This window comes from Nonomuraea zeae, assembly GCF_005889725.1.
GTDB lineage: Bacteria > Actinomycetota > Actinomycetes > Streptosporangiales > Streptosporangiaceae > Nonomuraea > Nonomuraea zeae.
This window is the reverse complement of record NZ_VCKX01000063.1, coordinates 1-16,003: the sequence shown is the minus strand read 5'-3', so window position 1 is coordinate 16,003 and position 16,003 is coordinate 1. Positions and strand designations below refer to the sequence as shown.

Sequence of the window (16,003 nt, the reverse complement as noted above, 5' to 3'; positions counted from 1 at the left end):
GTCGGCACGCGTCGGTACGGTGCTGCCGTGTCTGACATTCACGAACTCATGGTCGCGATGGACCTGCGGGGCGACCTGCCCGAGACCGAGCTCGCCGAGCTGCGCTGGCACCTGGGCCTCGGCCCGCGGCCCGAGCACATCACAGAGCAGACGATCATCGTCAACGAGGTTCTCGATCTGCTGGACGACGAGCAGGTGCCGGCGCGCGACGAGAGCGGCAACTGGGTGATCAAGGAATTCCCGCGACCGGCGTGGGAGGACGGCTCGCCGTACGCGGCCACGAAGATTCCCGGTGCCGGGTGTTCGATCCTGGTGCGCGCGGATGACCACGGCGACGGACGCTGGGCGCTGACCTGCCGCTGGGAGATCCACCCTGACGGGCATGCCGAGGTGGCCGGGCTGCTCGGCTGGCTGGCCGCCCGGCTGCACGAGAACGAGTCCTTCTTCGGCTACCAGCGCTGGTACGAGCACGATGAGCCCGAGCTGCTCAGCGTCCTCGACGGAAAGGTGGTGACGTGCCGCGAGGGCGCGTTCGTCCCGCCGTTCTGGGACGAGCCCGCCATGGGTTGAGCGGGCACGGAAACCCGGCAGGGCAGCCGGGTCGCCCGGAGGGGACCTCCCCGGGTGACCGGGGATCCCGAGCCGGTGGTGCCGGTTTCACTCGGCGGGGGCTGGTGCCGCTGATCGGGATTGCGGGTGGGGGAGCCGGAAGAGCTGGTGCAGCCGGCGCAGGGCCTCCTGGTCGCCCGAGGCGGAGGCGGTGCCGTCGCCGAGCGCTTCGGCGAGGGTCGACCGGCTGGCGACGAGATCGCGGAAGACCTCGTCGCCGATCGTGATGACCACGTCGGGGTGCTGGGCCGGGCCGTGCACCGTTTCGATGGCGCCGTCGTCTATGCGGGCGTGGAAGATCTCCTCCCCGACGCGGAACTCGTACAGGGCGTGCAGGCCGGCGGCCGCCTCGGCGTCGAAGCACGCTCTGAGGCCGAGCACGCCCCAGCCGGGGTGGAAGGTCTCCTGTTCGAGGGGCTCGCCCATCGCCCATTTCAGGCCCCACCGGGCCATGGCCAGCACGACGGGGCCGAGCTCCTCGCCGGCCTGGGTGAGGGCGTAGGCGGGGGTGCGGGCCGGTGGCGGGAGGGTGACCTTGCGAACCAGCCCTTCGCGTTCGAGGTGCTTCATCCGTGCGGCCAGCAGGCCGGTGCCCAGGCCGCGCAGGCTGTGCTGGAGGTCGCCGAAGCGTTTGGGGCCGGTCAGCAGCTCGCGGACGAGTAGCAAGGTCCAGCGTTCCCCGACGAGGTCGAGGGTGCGCGCGGTCGCGCAGTACTGGTTGTAGGTTCGCTGCTCCACTTCAACATTCTAATTTGGCAGCTTCTCGTTATTGAACTGGCGGGCGTGGGCCTCCAGGATCAGCCGGGCCAGCTCCTCGGGGTGGGTGAGCATCACGTCGTGCGGGCCGTCCAGGGCGACGGGCCGGTAGCCGATCGCCGCGGCGAACCGGTCGAAGGCGAAGGTCTGCGGCCGGCAGTAGATGCCCGTGCCCGGTATCCGGTCGACGGCCCCGCTCAGCCGGGTCGTCTCGGTGAAGGTGCGCAGCGGCTGGGGCAGCAGCCGCGGGGCGAGCCAGGCCGCGTCGCCGGGGTCGGTGATGCCGAACATCGCCGGGGCCGGGGCGGGGACCTGGTGGTCCGCACTGGTACGGGCGGCGGCCTGGATGGCGTGGACGAAGGACTCGGGCGCCAGGCCGAACATGCCGGCGCCGTCGCCACCGGCCCACCCCTCCACCAGGACGACGTGGTCCACCAGCTCGGGCCGCAGATCGGCCGCCTGCCGGACGACCAGGCCCGCGTAGCTGTGCCCGACCAGCACCACATCGTCCCGCGTACCGTCTGCCCGGGTGTCGCCGGCCACGGCGTCGAGGGCCGTGCGGACCTCCTCGACATGCTCGTGCAGCCCGATGTCGCTGTTCAGGGTGAGGGCGGGGGTGATGGTGCGCACCCCCGCCCGGTGCAGGAACGGGGTGAGCCGGTCCCAGGCCCAGGGGCCGTGCCAGGCGCCATGTACGAGGACGAACGTGGTCATCGGCGTCCTTCCGCGTGGATCAGGGGCAGGACGCGGTCGGCGAACTCCTCCAGCCCCGCGTGGTGGTCATCGGTGGCCAGGCGGATCACCACATGGCGGGCTCCGGCGGCGGTGTAGGCGTTGACCCAGCCGGCGGCCTCGTACGGCGTGCCGGCGAACATGGCCTGGATGGTCTCGACCGCCTCCAGCGGCGCGTTGTAGTAACGCTCGATGCTGGTCCGCAGGCGCTCGCGTGCCCGCTCGGAGTCCTCGTCCAGGCACAGCGTCGCGTACAGCGCGGGGGTGAGCGGACGTACCGTCTCCTGCCGGACGACGGCCAGGTCGCGGGCATATTCGTGGACGGAGGGCGGATAGGGCAGCCAGCCGTCGGCCAGCCGCGCCACCCGCCGCAGCGCCGGTTCGCCGCTTCCCGCCAGCCAGATCGGCGGCCCGCCGGGACGGGCCGGCGCGGGGGCCAGCCGCACGTCGCGGAAGTCGAAGTGCCGTCCGGTGAAGGAGACCTCCTCCGCGCTCCACAGCCGGCGCATCGCCTCGATCGATTCCTCCAGGCGGCTGATGCGCCGCCGGAAGTCGACCCCCACCGCGGCGAACTGGGCCTCGGTGGCGGGAATGGGGAATCCGCCGCCCATGCCGGCGATCAGGCGGCCGCCGGAGAGCTGGTCCAAGGTGGCGAGCTGGTGCGCCAGCAGGATCGGGTGGCGCAGCGCGGGCAGTAACACCGCGGTCCCGAGCGTGATGCGCCGGGTGGCGACGGCCACGGCCGCCAGCAGGAGCATGGGGTCGGCGCGTGGCCTGGTCACGGGGCTGTCGCCGGCCCAGACGGAGTCCAGGCCCAGTGATTCGGCGCGGCGTGCCTGGTCGACCAGCTGCTTCGGCTCGTGGTCGCCGCGGACGGCCTGATCACGCGTCGGCAGCAGGTAGCCGATTTTCAACGGAGCCATGCGGTCGCCTCTCTCGGTGGTCAGGGCACCGATCCTAGAGGCTAACTTCCTATTTTTGAAGTTAGAGGTTCATTTTCAGGAAACTATGGCGGTGCAGTCCTCGGTCATGGTGCCGGTCCCGATGCCGCGCCGGACAGGACCTCGATGGGGCGTGAGAACGGACCGCCGTCGCGCCGGCCGCCCGGCGCGACGGCGGGGTCTGTGGCTACCTGGCGGCGTACAGCCCGGCCAGGCGCGTGCCGAGGTCGGCGCCGTAGTTCGGGTGGTAGACCTGGGCGGAGCAGTAGACCGGGCCGCCCTTGCGCGCCAGGCCGGCCGTCCAGGTGGTGGCGTTCTCCACGCCGGGGTCGCTCAGCGTCAGGCCGGTGAGCGTGATGTCGTCCACGCTCACGTCGACGAAGTAGTTGCTCACACCCTTGCGCTCGGACAGCCGCCACTGCAGCGCCACGCTGGTCGCCCCGGCCGGCTCGGCCGCCAGATCGACCGTCACCCGCTGCCAGGTGTCCTGCGGATCGGCGGCGACGTCCCGGTCCCAGACCACCTTGCCGTCGAGCAGGAGCTGCTTGCGGTGATACCCCGCCGGGCTCGTGGATCCGCGGGTGTCCCGGTGCCAGAAGCTCACCGCGCGCTTGGCCGCACCCGGCGTCAGCTGCGCGGTCCGTGTCGCCCCGCAGGACATCCCCGCCGTGGTGGGCGTGCCGGTCTGGACGACGAAGCTCAGCCGTCCGCCGCCCGTGCGGGCCAGGTTGTCGGTCGCGGGACGCGTCCAGTTCTGGTCACGGGACACGAACGGGAGCTTGTACTGCAGGACCCCGGCGAGCTCCCCGGCGCGTACGTGCTCGATCGCCTTCTTGGTGACCGCCTCGACGTAGGAGACCGTCGGCTTCTGGGCGGCGGTGCTCAGCGGATGGGCGTAGGGCATGAGGTAGACGTCGGTGCCGGGGAGACGCGCGGCGAGCTGCTTGACCTGGGACGACAGGCTCCACGTCCAGGAGGTGTCCCGGTGCGGCTCGTCGCGGAAGGGGAAGATCACCCCGTCGAGCAGCGGGATCTGCTCGGCGATGAACGCGTCGGTGAACTGGCTGTAGTAGACGGTCGGGACGAACTTCAGCGCGGGGCTGATCGCCTTGGCCGCCGCCCGCATCTGGCCGACGTAGGCGGGGGTGAACGTCTTGAGGTCGTAGGCGTAGTCGTCCACGGTCCAGCCGGCCAGGCTCGGGAAGCTCTTCGCCAGGGTGGCGATCTCGCGGGACCACGCGACGTAGTCGTGCTTGAACGGCCGGGAGACGCAGCAGGACTGGCTCGGCGTGTACACCAGCACCCACACGCGGATCCCGGCCTGCTGGGCCGCCGGCAGGAACTCGTCACGCAGGTCGGTCCAGTGCACGTTGTCACCGGCCATCGGATAGACGTAAGTGTCCGCGTGGAGCGCCGTCAGCCCCGCGATGATCGCCTTGGTGTCCACATGCCTGATCCCGTCGGCGCGCGGCTCCTCCTCCCGGATGAGGTTGCCCGCCGTGCCCATCACGGGAGGCACCTCGGCGTGGGACGCACCGGGGATCACCGGCAGCAGCACGGCGAAGACGGTCATGAGCGCGAGACGGATCACCAGGAGTTCCTTCGAACATGATCAAGGACAGGTCCGTCAGCGTAATGAGCGTGGGTATGCGGCCGGTATGTCGCATGCCTCCGGGCCGGACGAGGTGATCGAGGCGCGATGCCTACTCGAAGAGTGACGGGTCTCCCGTGCCACGGCGCAGGATCTCGGGCTCGCCCTGCGAGCAGTCGATGACGGTCGTCGGGGTGGCGCCGCACTCGCCGGAGTCGATGACGGCGTCCACCACGTGGTCGAGCCGTTCCTTGATCTCCCAGCCCTGCGTCAGGGGCTCGCTCTCGTCGGGCAGCAGCAGGGTGCTCGACAGCAGCGGTTCGCCGAGCTCGGCCAGCAGCGCCTGGGTGACGACGTGGTCGGGGATCCGGACGCCGACCGTCTTCTTGCGGGGGTGCAGCAACCGCCGCGGCACCTCCTTGGTCGCGGGCAGGATGAACGTGTAACCGCCGGGAGTCGCCGCCTTGACCAGGCGGAACAGCGCATTGCTCACATGAACGAATTGCCCGAACTGGGCGAAGTCTCGGCAGATCAGGGTGAAGTGGTGCTCGGCGCCGAGGCTGCGGATCTCCCTGATCCGGTCGATGCCCTCCTTGTTGCCCAGCCGGCACCCCAGGGCGTAGCAGGAGTCCGTCGGGTACGCGATCAGCCCGTCCGCATGCAGTAAGTCGACGACCTGACTGATCAGTCGAGGCTGGGGATTGTCCGGATGCAGATCAACGTATCTCGCCACACCTCGGATCTTAGAAGCGGATGCTCCGTCGCATGACACGCGACCCCCGCGAGTCCACCACGGGCAGGCCCGGAGCATCGTCAGGTGCCCGCCGGGGTCATTCCCGCACGACCGGTGCCAGGGAGGCGTGCCAGAACTCGGCGTAGCGGCCGTCGCGGCGCAGCAGCTCGTCGTGGTCGCCAGCCTCCACGATCCGGCCGCCGTCCAGGAAGACGATGCGATCGGCGCGCCGGACGGTCCGCAGCCGGTGCGCGACCATCACCACCGTACGGCCCGCCATCAGGCGCTCGATGCCGTCGTGGACGGCCGCCTCGTTCACCGGGTCCAGCGCGGAGGTCACCTCGTCCAGCAGCACGATGGGCGCGTTCTTCAGCAGCGCCCGCGCGATCGAGACCCGCTGGCGCTCACCGCCCGACAGCAGCGCGCCGCCCTCGCCGACATTCGCCGCCCACCCGCCGGGCAGCCGCTCGATCACGTCGTCCAGCCGCGCCGCGCTCGCCGCGGCCCGCACCTCGGCCTCGCTCGCGCCGGGACGGCCGAGCCGTACGTTCTCCTCGATCGTGCCGTCGAAGAGATAGACGTCCTGGAAGACGACGGCGATCCGCGCCATCAGCACCTCGGTGCCGATCGCGCGCACGTCCACGCCTCCCACGCGCACCGCGCCCGCGTCCACGTCGTAGAAGCGGGCGAGCAGCTGCAGCAACGTGCTCTTGCCCGAGCCCGACGGCCCGACCACGGCGAGCCGCTGCCCCTCCGGCACGGACAACGACACCCCGTCGATCACCGTACGGTCGCCGTGCCGGAAGACGACGGAGTCGAACTCCAGGTCACGGCCTGCCGGCTCGATCGGCTCGCGAGCCTCCGGCAGCGGCTCGGTGCGCAACACCGTGTCGAGCCTCGCCAGCTCCGACCGCGCGCCACGTACCTTGCCCCCGATGTCCGACAGCGACAGCAGCGGATCCGCGCTGCGGGCGGCGAGCACCAGGATCGCCAGGAGCTCCGCCGCCCCGATGTCCCCGCCGAGCGCCAGGTACGCGCCCAGCACCAGCAACCCGGCGAAGATCGCCTGCACCGCGAGTGTCAGGCCCACCACGCCGGGCAGCGTGGCCAGCACGGTACGCCGGGACGCCCGCTGGACCTCCCTGAGCGAGTCGTCGAGCAACGTGAAGCGCTCGCCCGTCCGGCCGCCGGCCCGCAGCACCGGCTGGGCCTGGAGATATTCGATGACGCGCCCGGTGGCCTCCTGGTCGCGCTCGTGCCGCTCGGCGTCGGTGGCCGCCGTGGAGCGTGCCGTCCAGACCTGGATCGCCGCCACGACCGGGACGGCGGCCAGCGCGGCCAGCCCCAGCTGCCAGTTGAAGGCGAGCATCACGGCCACGATCGTCAGCGGCGTCACGCAGGCGGAGATGAACGGCGCCAGCAGATGCGCGATCACGCTCATCGCCTGCAGAACGCCCTCGCTGGCCAGGACCGACACCTCCCCGACGCGACGGGCGTCGTACCAGCCGATGGGCAGCTGGGCCAGATGGCCGCCGAGCCGGCGATACATGCCGCGCAACAGCGCGATCCCGACCCGGAACCCGGACAGATCGCTGTAGTAGCGCAGCGCCGCGTAGACCGCGACCGCGGCCCCGAACGCGATCAGCCAGGGCCAGGCGGCTGCGGGATCGCTCCCGAACAGCGCCCGCAGCACGGGAACCAGCAGGGCGTAGGACAAACCCTCGGTCATCGCGGTCGTCGTCATCAGGGCCACGGTGCGGCGCACCGGCCGGGCGTACTCGTGGCCCAGCACGCGCAGCAGCATTCGGATCATCGGGGCTGGTCTCCTCGCAACTGGTCAGGGTGGGTCTCGGGCTCGCCGGCGGTCGCCGACCGGTGGGATCGCCAGAACGCGGCGAACTTCCCGCCCTGCGCCAGCAGCTCGGCGGGCCTGCCGCGTTCGGCGATCGACCCGTTCTCCAGCACCACGACGGTGTCGGCGTCGGCGACCGTCTCCAGGCGATGGGCGATGACCAGGATCGTCCGATCGCCGGTCAGCGTCGCCAGGGCCCGGCGCACCGCCCGCTCGGTGTGCGGGTCGGCGAAGGCGGTCGCCTCGTCGAGCACCAGAACGGGCGCGGCGGACAGCAGCGCGCGGGCGAGCGAGATCCGCTGGGCCTCGCCTCCCGACAGCCCGGCGTCCTCGCCGATCACCGAGTCGTATCCGCGCGGCAGCTCGAGAACGCGGTCGTGGACGTTCGCCAGCCGGGCGGCGCGCATCACCTCGTCGCGGCCGGCGTGCGGCACCGCCAGCGCGATGTTGTCGGCGACCGAGGCGCGCAGCAGGCGGACCTCCTGGAAGACGAAGGAGACCGTCCGGTAGAGCTCCCGGCTGCCGATGTCGCGCAGGTCGGCGCCGCCCAGGACGACCGAGCCGTGGGTCGGGTCGAAGAAGCGCGGCAGCAACTGCACCAGCGTGGACTTCCCGCTGCCCGACGGCCCCACGATCGCGGTGACCGTCCCCGGTTCGAGCACCAGGTCGATCCCGCGCAGCACCTCGCGGCCGTCGTCGTAGGCGAACCGGACGTCACGCAGCTCCACCCGGTGGCCTCGCGGCGCGACCGGCCGCGCGGGCTCGGGCAGCGACGGCACCCCGAGCACGTCCCGGATCCGGCCGACCGCGCGCCGCGCGGCCTGCAGCTCGTCGAAGCCGTGGCCGAGGGCCGCCACCGGAGCGGTCAGGCCCAGCCCGAGCAGCAGGAAGGGCAGCAGGTCGGCCGGGGCCAGGCCACCGGACGCGATCAGGGCCGTCCCGCCGATCAGCACCACCAGGAGCACGAACGGCGGCGACAGCGCCACCTGCATGCCCGCGCCGATCCCGGAGATGCCGTGCACCATCCGGGAGAAGACGCCGGTGAAATCGTCCACGGCCGTGAGGAACGCGCGGTGGGCGCGACCGGATCCGCCGAACGCCTTGACCACCGAGATCCCCTGGACGAACTCGACGACGGAGCTCGCGATCCGTCCCATGGCGCCGTCGAACTCCTGCTGCTCGCGCAGCCTGGCCGGGGTCATCATCAGGGGGACCAGCGCCACGGCCAGCGCCACCGGTATCAGCGTGATCAGCGTCAGCCGCCAGTCGACGGTGAACAGGTAGACCAGCGACACCAGCGGCACCACGAACGCGGAGATGAGCTCACCGGGGGTGTGGGCGATGAACGGGTGCACGGCGCTCACGTCATCTCCCACCACCTTGGCCAGCTCGCCGGTCCGGCGCCGGGCGAACCAGCCGATCGGCACGCGCCCGAGCCGCGCGGCCAGCTGCCTGCGGAACGACAGCTGCACCTGGCCGTCGAGCAGATGCCCGATGCCGGACGACGAGGCCGTGAACAGCAGCCGGACGAACAGGCCGGCCGCTCCCGCGAGCACGACGAACCACACGTGGTCGTGATCGACCGGGCCGGGCGACAGCAGCGTCCGGCCCAGCTCGACGACCGCCAGCAGCGGCGCCAGACCCGCCAGGGCGCCGATCACCTGGAAGACGATCACGGCGGCGAAACTCCATGCGTGCGGGCGTAGCAGCCCGGCCAGGCTCTGCCCCGTCGTGGACGCGGTGTCCGGCGGTGGTGTGGACTGCTCCCTCGCCTGGGCGAGGTCGGTGGTGGTCATCGTTCTCCCGTCTTCGTCGATCTCGTCGCGGCGCCCGGCTCCGCGCGCGGGCGTCCGGCCGGCCCGGCCCCCGTCTCAGCCGGCCAGGACGCGGCGCAGGGCGTGGCCGAGCTCGGCGATCTGCCGCTGCGACACCTCGGCGGACTGGATCGCCTGCGAGCCGTGGAACGTGCCGGGCCACTGGTGCAGCTCGACCGGAACGTCCGACTGCAGCAGGCGCAGCGCGTAGAGGATGTCCTCGTCGCGGTTCGGGTCGAACTCGGCGGTGGCGACGTAGGCGGGCGGCAGGCCGGACAGGTCGGCGGCCCGCGCCGGGGCGGCGTACGGCGTGGCCGGCGTGGAGCCCAGGTAGTGCCCCCACATCGCGGCCACCTTGGCGCGGGTCAACCAGGGCGTGTCAGTGAAGCTCCGCGCCGACCAGGTCTCCTGCCGGTCGTCGAGCTGGGGCTGGTTGAGCAGCTGGAAGCGGACCGGCGGGCCCTGCTCGTCCCGCGCCCGCAACGCCACCGCGGCCGCGATCCCCGCGCCGGCGCTGTGGCCGCCGACCGCGATCCGTCCCGGGTCCACGCCGAGCTCGGCCGCGTGCTCCGCCGCCCAGTTCAGCACGGCGTAGGCGTCGTCCAGCGCGGCCGGGAAACGATGCTCGGGGGCCAGCCGGTAACCCACCGAGATCACCACCGCGCCGGAGCCGTCCGCGAGCAGCGTGGCCCACGGGTGCTCGGTGTCCAGGCCGCCCATGACGAATCCGCCGCCGTGCAACCAGACGACGGCGCCGCGCGCTGGGTGCGGGCGGTAGATCCGGACCGGCACGTCCGGGTCGGCGGGCACCGTGCGGTCCTCGACCTCCATGCCCGCCGGGGCGGGCGCGGGCCTGGCGGTGGCCAGGTCGGCGTAGTTCTTACGGTCGGCGACCGGGTCGGTGAGGTCGGCCCGGGGGAAGAACGGGATGAACGCTTCCAGTTCGGGATCCATGCCGGTCATCCTCCCGGCTGCCGTGCTCCGGATCATCCGCCATCCGTCGGGCATCCCGCCCTGATCGCACACCGATCGTCGCGTGCCGTCCGGGCCGGGTGTGGCACTCAGCGCAGGACGAGCGGGATCTCGGATCCGATGCGGGTCAGCTTCTCCGGGTTGCGGACGTAGTAGAGGCCGGTGATGCGGGCGTTCTCGACCTGGACCGCTATGACGCCGTCGATCTCGCCGTCCACTCGCAGGACGAGCGCCGGGTTGCCGTTGACCACGGCGGGGTCGCCGGTGAGCGTGACCCTGGCCTTGCCCGTGCCGCCGACGATGAAGCGGGCCACCTTGCCCGCGCCGGTGACCGGCCGCGGCGCGGCCCGCCTGACGCCGCCGCCGTCGCTGACCAGGACGACGTCCGGGGCGAGCACGTCGAGGAGGCCCTGCAGATCCCCGGTCTCGAACGCGCGCCGCAACGACTCCAGCGCCGCCCGGGTCTCGCCCGGTGGCACCACCTCGCGCGGGCGGCGGGCATCGACGTGCCGCCGGGCGCGGTGCGCGATCTGGCGGACGGTCGCGGGGCTCTTGCCGACGGCGGCCGCGATCTCGTCGTAGCCCACGTCGAAGGCCTCGCGCAGCACGAAGACGGCGCGCTCGGTCGGCGACAGCGTCTCCAGGACGAGCATGAGCGCCATCGACACGCTCTCGGCGAGCTCGACGTCCTCGGCCACGTCGGGTGCGGTGAGCAGCGGCTCGGGCAGCCACGGGCCGACGTACGCCTCCTTGCGGCGCCTCATGGCCCGCAGCCGGTCGAGCGCGCGCCGGGTCGTGATCCTGACCAGGTAGGCGCGCTGGTCGTGCACCCGCGCCACGTCCACCTTGATCCACCGCAGCCAGGTCTCCTGGAGGACGTCCTCGGCGTCGGCCGCCGATCCGAGCATCTCGTAGGCGACGGTGAAGAGCAGGTTGCGGTGGGCGACGAACGTCTCGGTGGCGCCGTCCAGCCGGCCGTCGCAGGCGGGTGACCCGGCCGCGCCCGTCGTCGGCTCGCTGTGTTCGTTCATGGCCGGCTCCCGCCTTGTTCGCTCTCGGCTGTGCTCCAAGCCCGAGACGAGGTCACTCACCGCTGTGTGACATCCCGCGAGATGGGTGGCGCACGTCACATGCCCGCGCTGTCACAAACCGCGGGGCACCGGCGCCTCGTTCTCGTCAGGACGCCGCGCGAACGACTCGCGCGGCGCACCACCGCCACCGCGGAGAGAACGGAAAGACATCATGAGCAAGGTCTGGTTCGTCACCGGTTCGTCCCGTGGCCTCGGCCGCAACTTCGTCGAGGCCGCGCTGTCCCGCGGCGACCGGGTGACCGCGACCGCCCGGAACGCCGAAAGCCTGGACGAACTGGCCGCCGCCCACGGCGATGCGGTGCTCCCGCTGGCGCTGGACGTGACCGACAAGGCCGCCGTCTTCGAGGCCGTCACGCGGGCCAAGGAGCATTTCGGCCGCCTCGACGTCATCGTGAACAACGCCGGCTACGCCCAGATCGGCGCGGTCGAGGAGCTGACCGAGCGGGAGCTGCGCGACCAGCTGGAGACCAACCTGTTCGGCGCGCTGTGGGTCATCCAGGCCGCGCTGCCCTACCTGCGCGAGCAGGGCGCGGGGCACGTCATCCAGCTGTCCTCGGTCGCCGGGCTCATGGCGATGCCGCTCGGCGGCGCGTACCAGGTCTCCAAGTGGGCCCTGGAGGCCCTGAACGAGTCGCTCGCCCAGGAGGTCGCCGGCTTCGGCGTGAAGGTGACCGTCGTCGAGCCCGGCGGCTTCGCCACCAGGTCGGGCAAGAACCCCGATCCGCTCGCCAACGGCCACATGGCCGAGGCCAACCCGGTCTACGACGGCCTGCGCCGGCGCATCGCGGAGGTCGCGGGAGGCCAGCCCGCCGGCGACCCGGCCGCCGCGGCCCAGGCACTCCTCAAGATCGTCGACTCCGACGCCCCGCCCCTGCGGGTGCTCTTCGGGCAGGGCTTCTACCCGATGCTCCAGCAGGTCTACGCCGACCGGCTCAAGACCTGGGCCGACTGGCAGGACCTTTCGGCGCAGGCCCACGGCCGGCTCGACCCGGAAGATCGGTGACCCCGGCGAGCCGATGCGCGACCCCGGACCCGATCGCCGGAGCGCGCCAGCGCTGTCCATGGCCGGCCCGCGGGTTTGTCCCCCGTGCGAGCTACACGCAGGTGTCCACCGTGTGGTGACGATTCCGGGCGGCCGGCTCCGTAACGTCTAGGCCGCCGCGGCGCTTCGGCCGCGGATCTGACGAAGGAGTCTTCATGAGACTGGTGTGGCAGATCCTGGCCGTCGTCGCGGTCGCCTTCATCGGTGGCCAGGGCGTCAACGCGATGGGGGACAACCCGTGGATCACCTTCGCACTCGGCATCGTGCTGTCGGTGGTCGCGGTGCTCGTCTACAGGTGGGTGGTGCGGCGGACCGAGCACCGCCCGGTCACGGAGGTGGCCGGAAAGGGCGCCGCGTCCACGATCACCCGGGGCGTGCTCATCGGCGTCGCGCTGTTCGGGGCCGTCATCGCGAACATCTTCTTCCTCGGGTACTACCACGTGGACGGCCCGGGCTCGCTGACGCCGGCGGTCGGCCTGTTCGGGTTCATGGCCGTGGCGGCCGTGACGGAGGAGCTGCTCTTTCGCGGGGTCCTGTTCCGGATCATCGAGGAACGGTTCGGCACCTGGATCTCGCTGGTGGTGACCGCAGTGCTGTTCGGCCTGTCGCACCTGCTCAACCCGGACGCCAGCCTGTGGGGCGCCATCGCGATCATGCTGGAGGCCGGCGGCATGTTCGCCGCCGCCTACGCCGCCACCCGCAGCCTGTGGCTGCCGATCGGCGTGCACTTCGGCTGGAACTTCGCCGCCTCCGCCATCTTCGGCACCGTGGTCTCGGGCAACGGCGCCAACCAGGGACTGCTGGACGCCTCGATGTCCGGCCCGGCGCTGATCACCGGTGGTGACTTCGGCCCCGAGGGAAGTCTGTACTCGGTGGTGTTCTGCGTGCTGATGACGATCGCGTTCCTCTGGCTGGCCCGCCGGCGCGGCAACATCGTGCCCCGACGCCCGCGCGCCGCCGCCACTACACTTTCCCGATGATCGCCTTTCGGCGGCTCCCGGAGCGGTGGCGTCGCATCGACAGCACGCTCCGATACCTGATGGGCGGCCTGCTGCTCATGGCCGCGTCGCTCATCCCGGCGTTGCACAGTTACGGGACGCAGCTCGGCGGCCTGCCCGCCCGCCCGTTCGACGCGCTCGCGATCGTGGCCATCGCACTCCAGTGCCTGCCGCTGGCCGGCCTGGGGCGGTGGCCGGTCGTCTGCCTGGCCCTGGTGGCGCTCGGCTTCGCCGTCGACCAGCTCCGCGGCTACCACGTGGTCGCGGGCACCGCGCTGCCCATCGCGCTGCTGGGCGTGGGCTCCCGGCTGGAACGGCACCGGCGCGCCACCGCGCTGGCCTTCTCCTTGGCGTACGTGCCGCTGGCCGTCGCGCTGTACGTGGCCGGCTCCGGCGCCGAGTCGCCGGGCGACTTCGCGCTGTTCTACCTGGCGCTGGCCTTCGCGTGGGGCATCGGGGCGTGGCTGCGCTCCACCCGGGCCCTGGAGGCCGAACGCCGCCGCCGCGTCGCCGTGGACACCCGCGCCGCCGAACGCGCCCGCATCGCCCGCGAGCTCCACGACGTCGTGACCCACCATGTGACGGCGATGGTCATCCAGGCCGAGGCGGCCCGCTACCTGACCGCCGCGCCCGAGCGTCTCGACCAGGCCCTGACCGCCGTCACCGACACCGGCCGGCGGGCCATCACCGACCTGCGCCACCTGCTCGACCTGCTCAACCCCGACCACGGCGTCAAGGCCAGGACGCCGCCCGTCGGCAGGCTTCTCACGCTCGTGGAGCAGACGCGCCGGGCCGGGCAGCCGGTGGAGTTCACCGAGGAGGGCACGCCCGCGGAGTCGACCGGCAGCGCCGACCTCGTGGCCTACCGGGTCGTGCAGGAAGCCCTGACGAACGCCCTCAAACACGCCCACGGCCGCCGCACCTCGGTCCTGGTGCACCACGGCCGGAGCGAGATCACCGTGGAGGTCAGCACGGACGGCCCCGGCGCGCGGGCCGGATCCCCCGGCGGGAGCGGGCGGGGCCTGGCCGGTCTCCGCGAACGGGTCGGCGTCCTGGGCGGCGACTTCAGCGCGGGCCGGCGGGCGGGCGGCGGCTTCGTCGTCCACGCGCGCATCCCTGCGGGGAACCCGTCGTGACCGCGCCGATCCGGGTCCTGGTCTGCGACGACCAGGTGCTGATCCGCACCGGGCTGGTGACGATCATCGACGCCCAGCCCGACCTCGAGGTGGCCGGTGAATGCGGGGACGGGCGGGCCGCGGCCGACCTCGCCGCCCGGCTGCGCCCGGACGTCGTGGTGATGGACGTACGCATGCCCGTGCTCGACGGCATCGAGGCCACCCGCCTGCTGGCCGGCGCCGGGGTGCCGCAGCCCGTCAAGGTGCTCGTGCTGACCACCTTCAACCTGGACGAGTACGTCTACGAGGCACTGCGCGCCGGGGCCAGCGGGTTCCTGCTCAAGGACGCACCGCCGGCCCAGCTGCTGCACGGGATCCGGACCGTGGCCTCGGGCGCGGCGCTGCTGGACCCCGAGGTGACCCGCCAGCTCGTGGGCAGGTACGCCGCCCGCATCCGGCCCGCCGACGGCACTGCGCACGACATCCCGCTGACCCCGCGCGAGCTGGAGGTCCTCCGCCTCATGGCGGACGGCCTGTCCAACAGCGAGATCGCCGCGACCCTCGTGCTGAGCCAGGAGACCGTCAAGACCTTCGTGTCCCGCATCCTCGCCAAGCTCGGCCTGCGCGACCGCGTCCAGGCCGTCGTCTACGCCTACCGCCAGGGCCTGGTGACCTGACGGTCGTCCGGCCGTCCCGGGTCGCCGGCCTCAGCCGGTGGCGAGCAGCTCCTCGCTGCGCTCCCACAGCCGCCGCGCGGCGTCCGCGTCGCCGGCCAGCCTGTGGACGGGCGCGGTGCGCCGCTTCTCGTAGTGACCGCCGGGGACCCAGTCGGCGCCCGGCACGGAGGTGGCCAGCCAGACGAGGGTGTCGGCGCCCTGCTCGGGCGTGAGCATGAGCCGCTTCAACGGCGTGCGGTACACCAGGCGGGCCATGCTGTCCGTGCCGTCGGAGAAGTTCGTGGCGACGGCGCCGGGGTGGAAGGAGACCGCGTTGAGGCCCGCGTCACCGTGGCGGCGCTGCAGCTCGCGGGTGAACAGGATGTTGGCCAGCTTGGCGTTGGAGTAGGCCCGCACGCCCGAGTAGTTCCGGCGGAGGTCGAGATCGTCGAGGTCGAGGCGGGCCCGCAGGTTGAGCATGCTGGAGGTCATGATGACGGTGGCGCGGCTGGCGACCAGCCGCTCGGACAGCAGCGTGGTGAGCAGGAACGGCGCGAGGTGGTTGACCTGGAAGGTCGTCTCGTGCCCGTCGGCCGTCGTCGTCCGTGACCCCATGATGCCGCCGGCGTTGTTGACCAGGACGTCGATCGCCGGACAGCGGTCGAGCAGCGCCGCGGCGAGCGCCCGCACCTCCGCCAGGCGCGCGAAGTCGGCCACGTGGTGGGTGGCCTTCAGCTCGCGGGCCAGCGCCTCGGTCTTGCCGGGCGAGCGTCCGACCACGACGACGTTCTCGCCCTGCCCGCTCAGGGCCCGCGCCGCGGCCCGGCCGATGCCGTCGCTGGCCCCGGTCACGACTATCGTCCTGCCCGCCATCGGCCCGGTCCCTTCCGTAGTGGCCTCCACCCTAGATGTCTGTTGCGCGCGGTGCGCAGCGCCCGCACCATCTCAGGCCAGTCCTTGCGCTGCGTCACGGTGATCTTCACTTCGCTCCTGCGGTACCGCAGCCAGGCATCCGGCCGGCGCTCGGATATCGCGCCGCCCGCGTCCTCCGCTACCGGCGCACCGGCTGGGGGCGGGTCAGGGGCGGTCTCTTATACACCT

Annotated in this window: 15 protein-coding genes; 5 read left to right on the top strand and 10 right to left on the bottom strand. The window is 72.2% G+C overall.

Translation table 11 applies throughout. From position 1 onward, the window contains the following. The first annotated feature begins 27 nt into the window (after positions 1–27). Positions 28–570 (top strand): hypothetical protein, encoded by a 543-nt coding sequence (locus ETD85_RS21405; RefSeq protein WP_138691529.1) that lies wholly within the window; start codon positions 28–30, stop codon positions 568–570. An 87-nt stretch (positions 571–657) separates the two neighbouring features. Here ETD85_RS21405 and ETD85_RS21400 read toward each other — a convergent pair whose 3' ends face one another. From ETD85_RS21400 to ETD85_RS21360, 9 genes are all read right to left on the bottom strand, one after another. Further along, on the bottom strand, positions 658–1,347 hold the full coding sequence (locus ETD85_RS21400; protein ID WP_138691528.1) for a winged helix-turn-helix transcriptional regulator: 690 nt from the start codon (positions 1,345–1,347) through the stop codon (positions 658–660). Positions 1,348–1,356: 9 nt separating this feature from the next. Further along, entirely contained in the window at positions 1,357–2,079 is a 723-nt protein-coding gene (locus tag ETD85_RS21395) for an alpha/beta hydrolase (RefSeq protein ID WP_138691527.1), read from the bottom strand. Next, positions 2,076–3,020, bottom strand: a complete 945-nt coding sequence (locus ETD85_RS21390; RefSeq protein WP_138691526.1) for an LLM class flavin-dependent oxidoreductase — start codon at positions 3,018–3,020, stop codon at positions 2,076–2,078. The genes ETD85_RS21395 and ETD85_RS21390 overlap by 4 nt, the downstream gene beginning before the upstream one ends. Positions 3,021–3,225: 205 nt before the next feature. Continuing rightward, positions 3,226–4,629, bottom strand: a complete 1,404-nt coding sequence (locus ETD85_RS21385; RefSeq protein ID WP_138691525.1) for a hypothetical protein — start codon at positions 4,627–4,629, stop codon at positions 3,226–3,228. Between the two features lie 112 nt (positions 4,630–4,741). Next, positions 4,742–5,362, bottom strand: a complete 621-nt coding sequence (locus tag ETD85_RS21380; RefSeq protein ID WP_138691524.1) for an L-threonylcarbamoyladenylate synthase — start codon at positions 5,360–5,362, stop codon at positions 4,742–4,744. A 97-nt stretch (positions 5,363–5,459) separates the two neighbouring features. Continuing rightward, a complete protein-coding gene (locus ETD85_RS21375; RefSeq protein WP_138691523.1) occupies positions 5,460–7,175 on the bottom strand; it encodes an ABC transporter ATP-binding protein in 1,716 nt (571 codons plus the stop codon). Next, the gene (locus ETD85_RS21370; protein ID WP_138691522.1) at positions 7,172–9,010 is read right to left on the bottom strand and encodes an ABC transporter ATP-binding protein; all 1,839 of its coding nucleotides are present in this window, start codon (positions 9,008–9,010) and stop codon (positions 7,172–7,174) included. Before ETD85_RS21370 ends, ETD85_RS21375 begins: the two co-directional genes overlap by 4 nt. 75 nt (positions 9,011–9,085) lie before the next feature. After that, the gene (locus ETD85_RS21365) at positions 9,086–9,982 is read right to left on the bottom strand and encodes an alpha/beta hydrolase (protein WP_240779280.1); all 897 of its coding nucleotides are present in this window, start codon (positions 9,980–9,982) and stop codon (positions 9,086–9,088) included. 107 nt (positions 9,983–10,089) lie between these two features. Next, a complete protein-coding gene (locus ETD85_RS21360; protein WP_138691520.1) occupies positions 10,090–11,031 on the bottom strand; it encodes an RNA polymerase sigma-70 factor in 942 nt (313 codons plus the stop codon). 211 nt (positions 11,032–11,242) lie between these two features. Here ETD85_RS21360 and ETD85_RS21355 point away from each other — a divergent pair, with 211 nt between their 5' ends. The 4 genes from ETD85_RS21355 (at position 11,243) to ETD85_RS21340 (ending at position 14,923) form a co-directional block, all read left to right on the top strand. Beyond that, complete coding sequence (locus tag ETD85_RS21355) at positions 11,243–12,094, top strand: SDR family NAD(P)-dependent oxidoreductase (RefSeq protein ID WP_138691519.1); 852 nt, start codon at positions 11,243–11,245, stop codon at positions 12,092–12,094. A gap of 194 nt (positions 12,095–12,288) precedes the next feature. After that, entirely contained in the window at positions 12,289–13,113 is an 825-nt protein-coding gene (locus ETD85_RS21350) for a CPBP family intramembrane glutamic endopeptidase (RefSeq protein WP_138691518.1), read from the top strand. Beyond that, positions 13,110–14,267, top strand: coding sequence for a sensor histidine kinase (locus ETD85_RS21345; protein ID WP_138691517.1), 1,158 nt, complete (start codon positions 13,110–13,112; stop codon positions 14,265–14,267). Before ETD85_RS21350 ends, ETD85_RS21345 begins: the two co-directional genes overlap by 4 nt. Beyond that, positions 14,264–14,923: a response regulator gene (locus tag ETD85_RS21340; RefSeq protein WP_138691516.1), complete on the top strand. Its 660-nt coding sequence runs from the start codon at positions 14,264–14,266 to the stop codon at positions 14,921–14,923. Before ETD85_RS21345 ends, ETD85_RS21340 begins: the two co-directional genes overlap by 4 nt. A 30-nt stretch (positions 14,924–14,953) precedes the next feature. Here ETD85_RS21340 and ETD85_RS21335 read toward each other — a convergent pair whose 3' ends face one another. Continuing rightward, a complete protein-coding gene (locus ETD85_RS21335; RefSeq protein ID WP_240779279.1) occupies positions 14,954–15,754 on the bottom strand; it encodes an SDR family NAD(P)-dependent oxidoreductase in 801 nt (266 codons plus the stop codon). Positions 15,755–16,003: the final 249 nt, after the last annotated feature.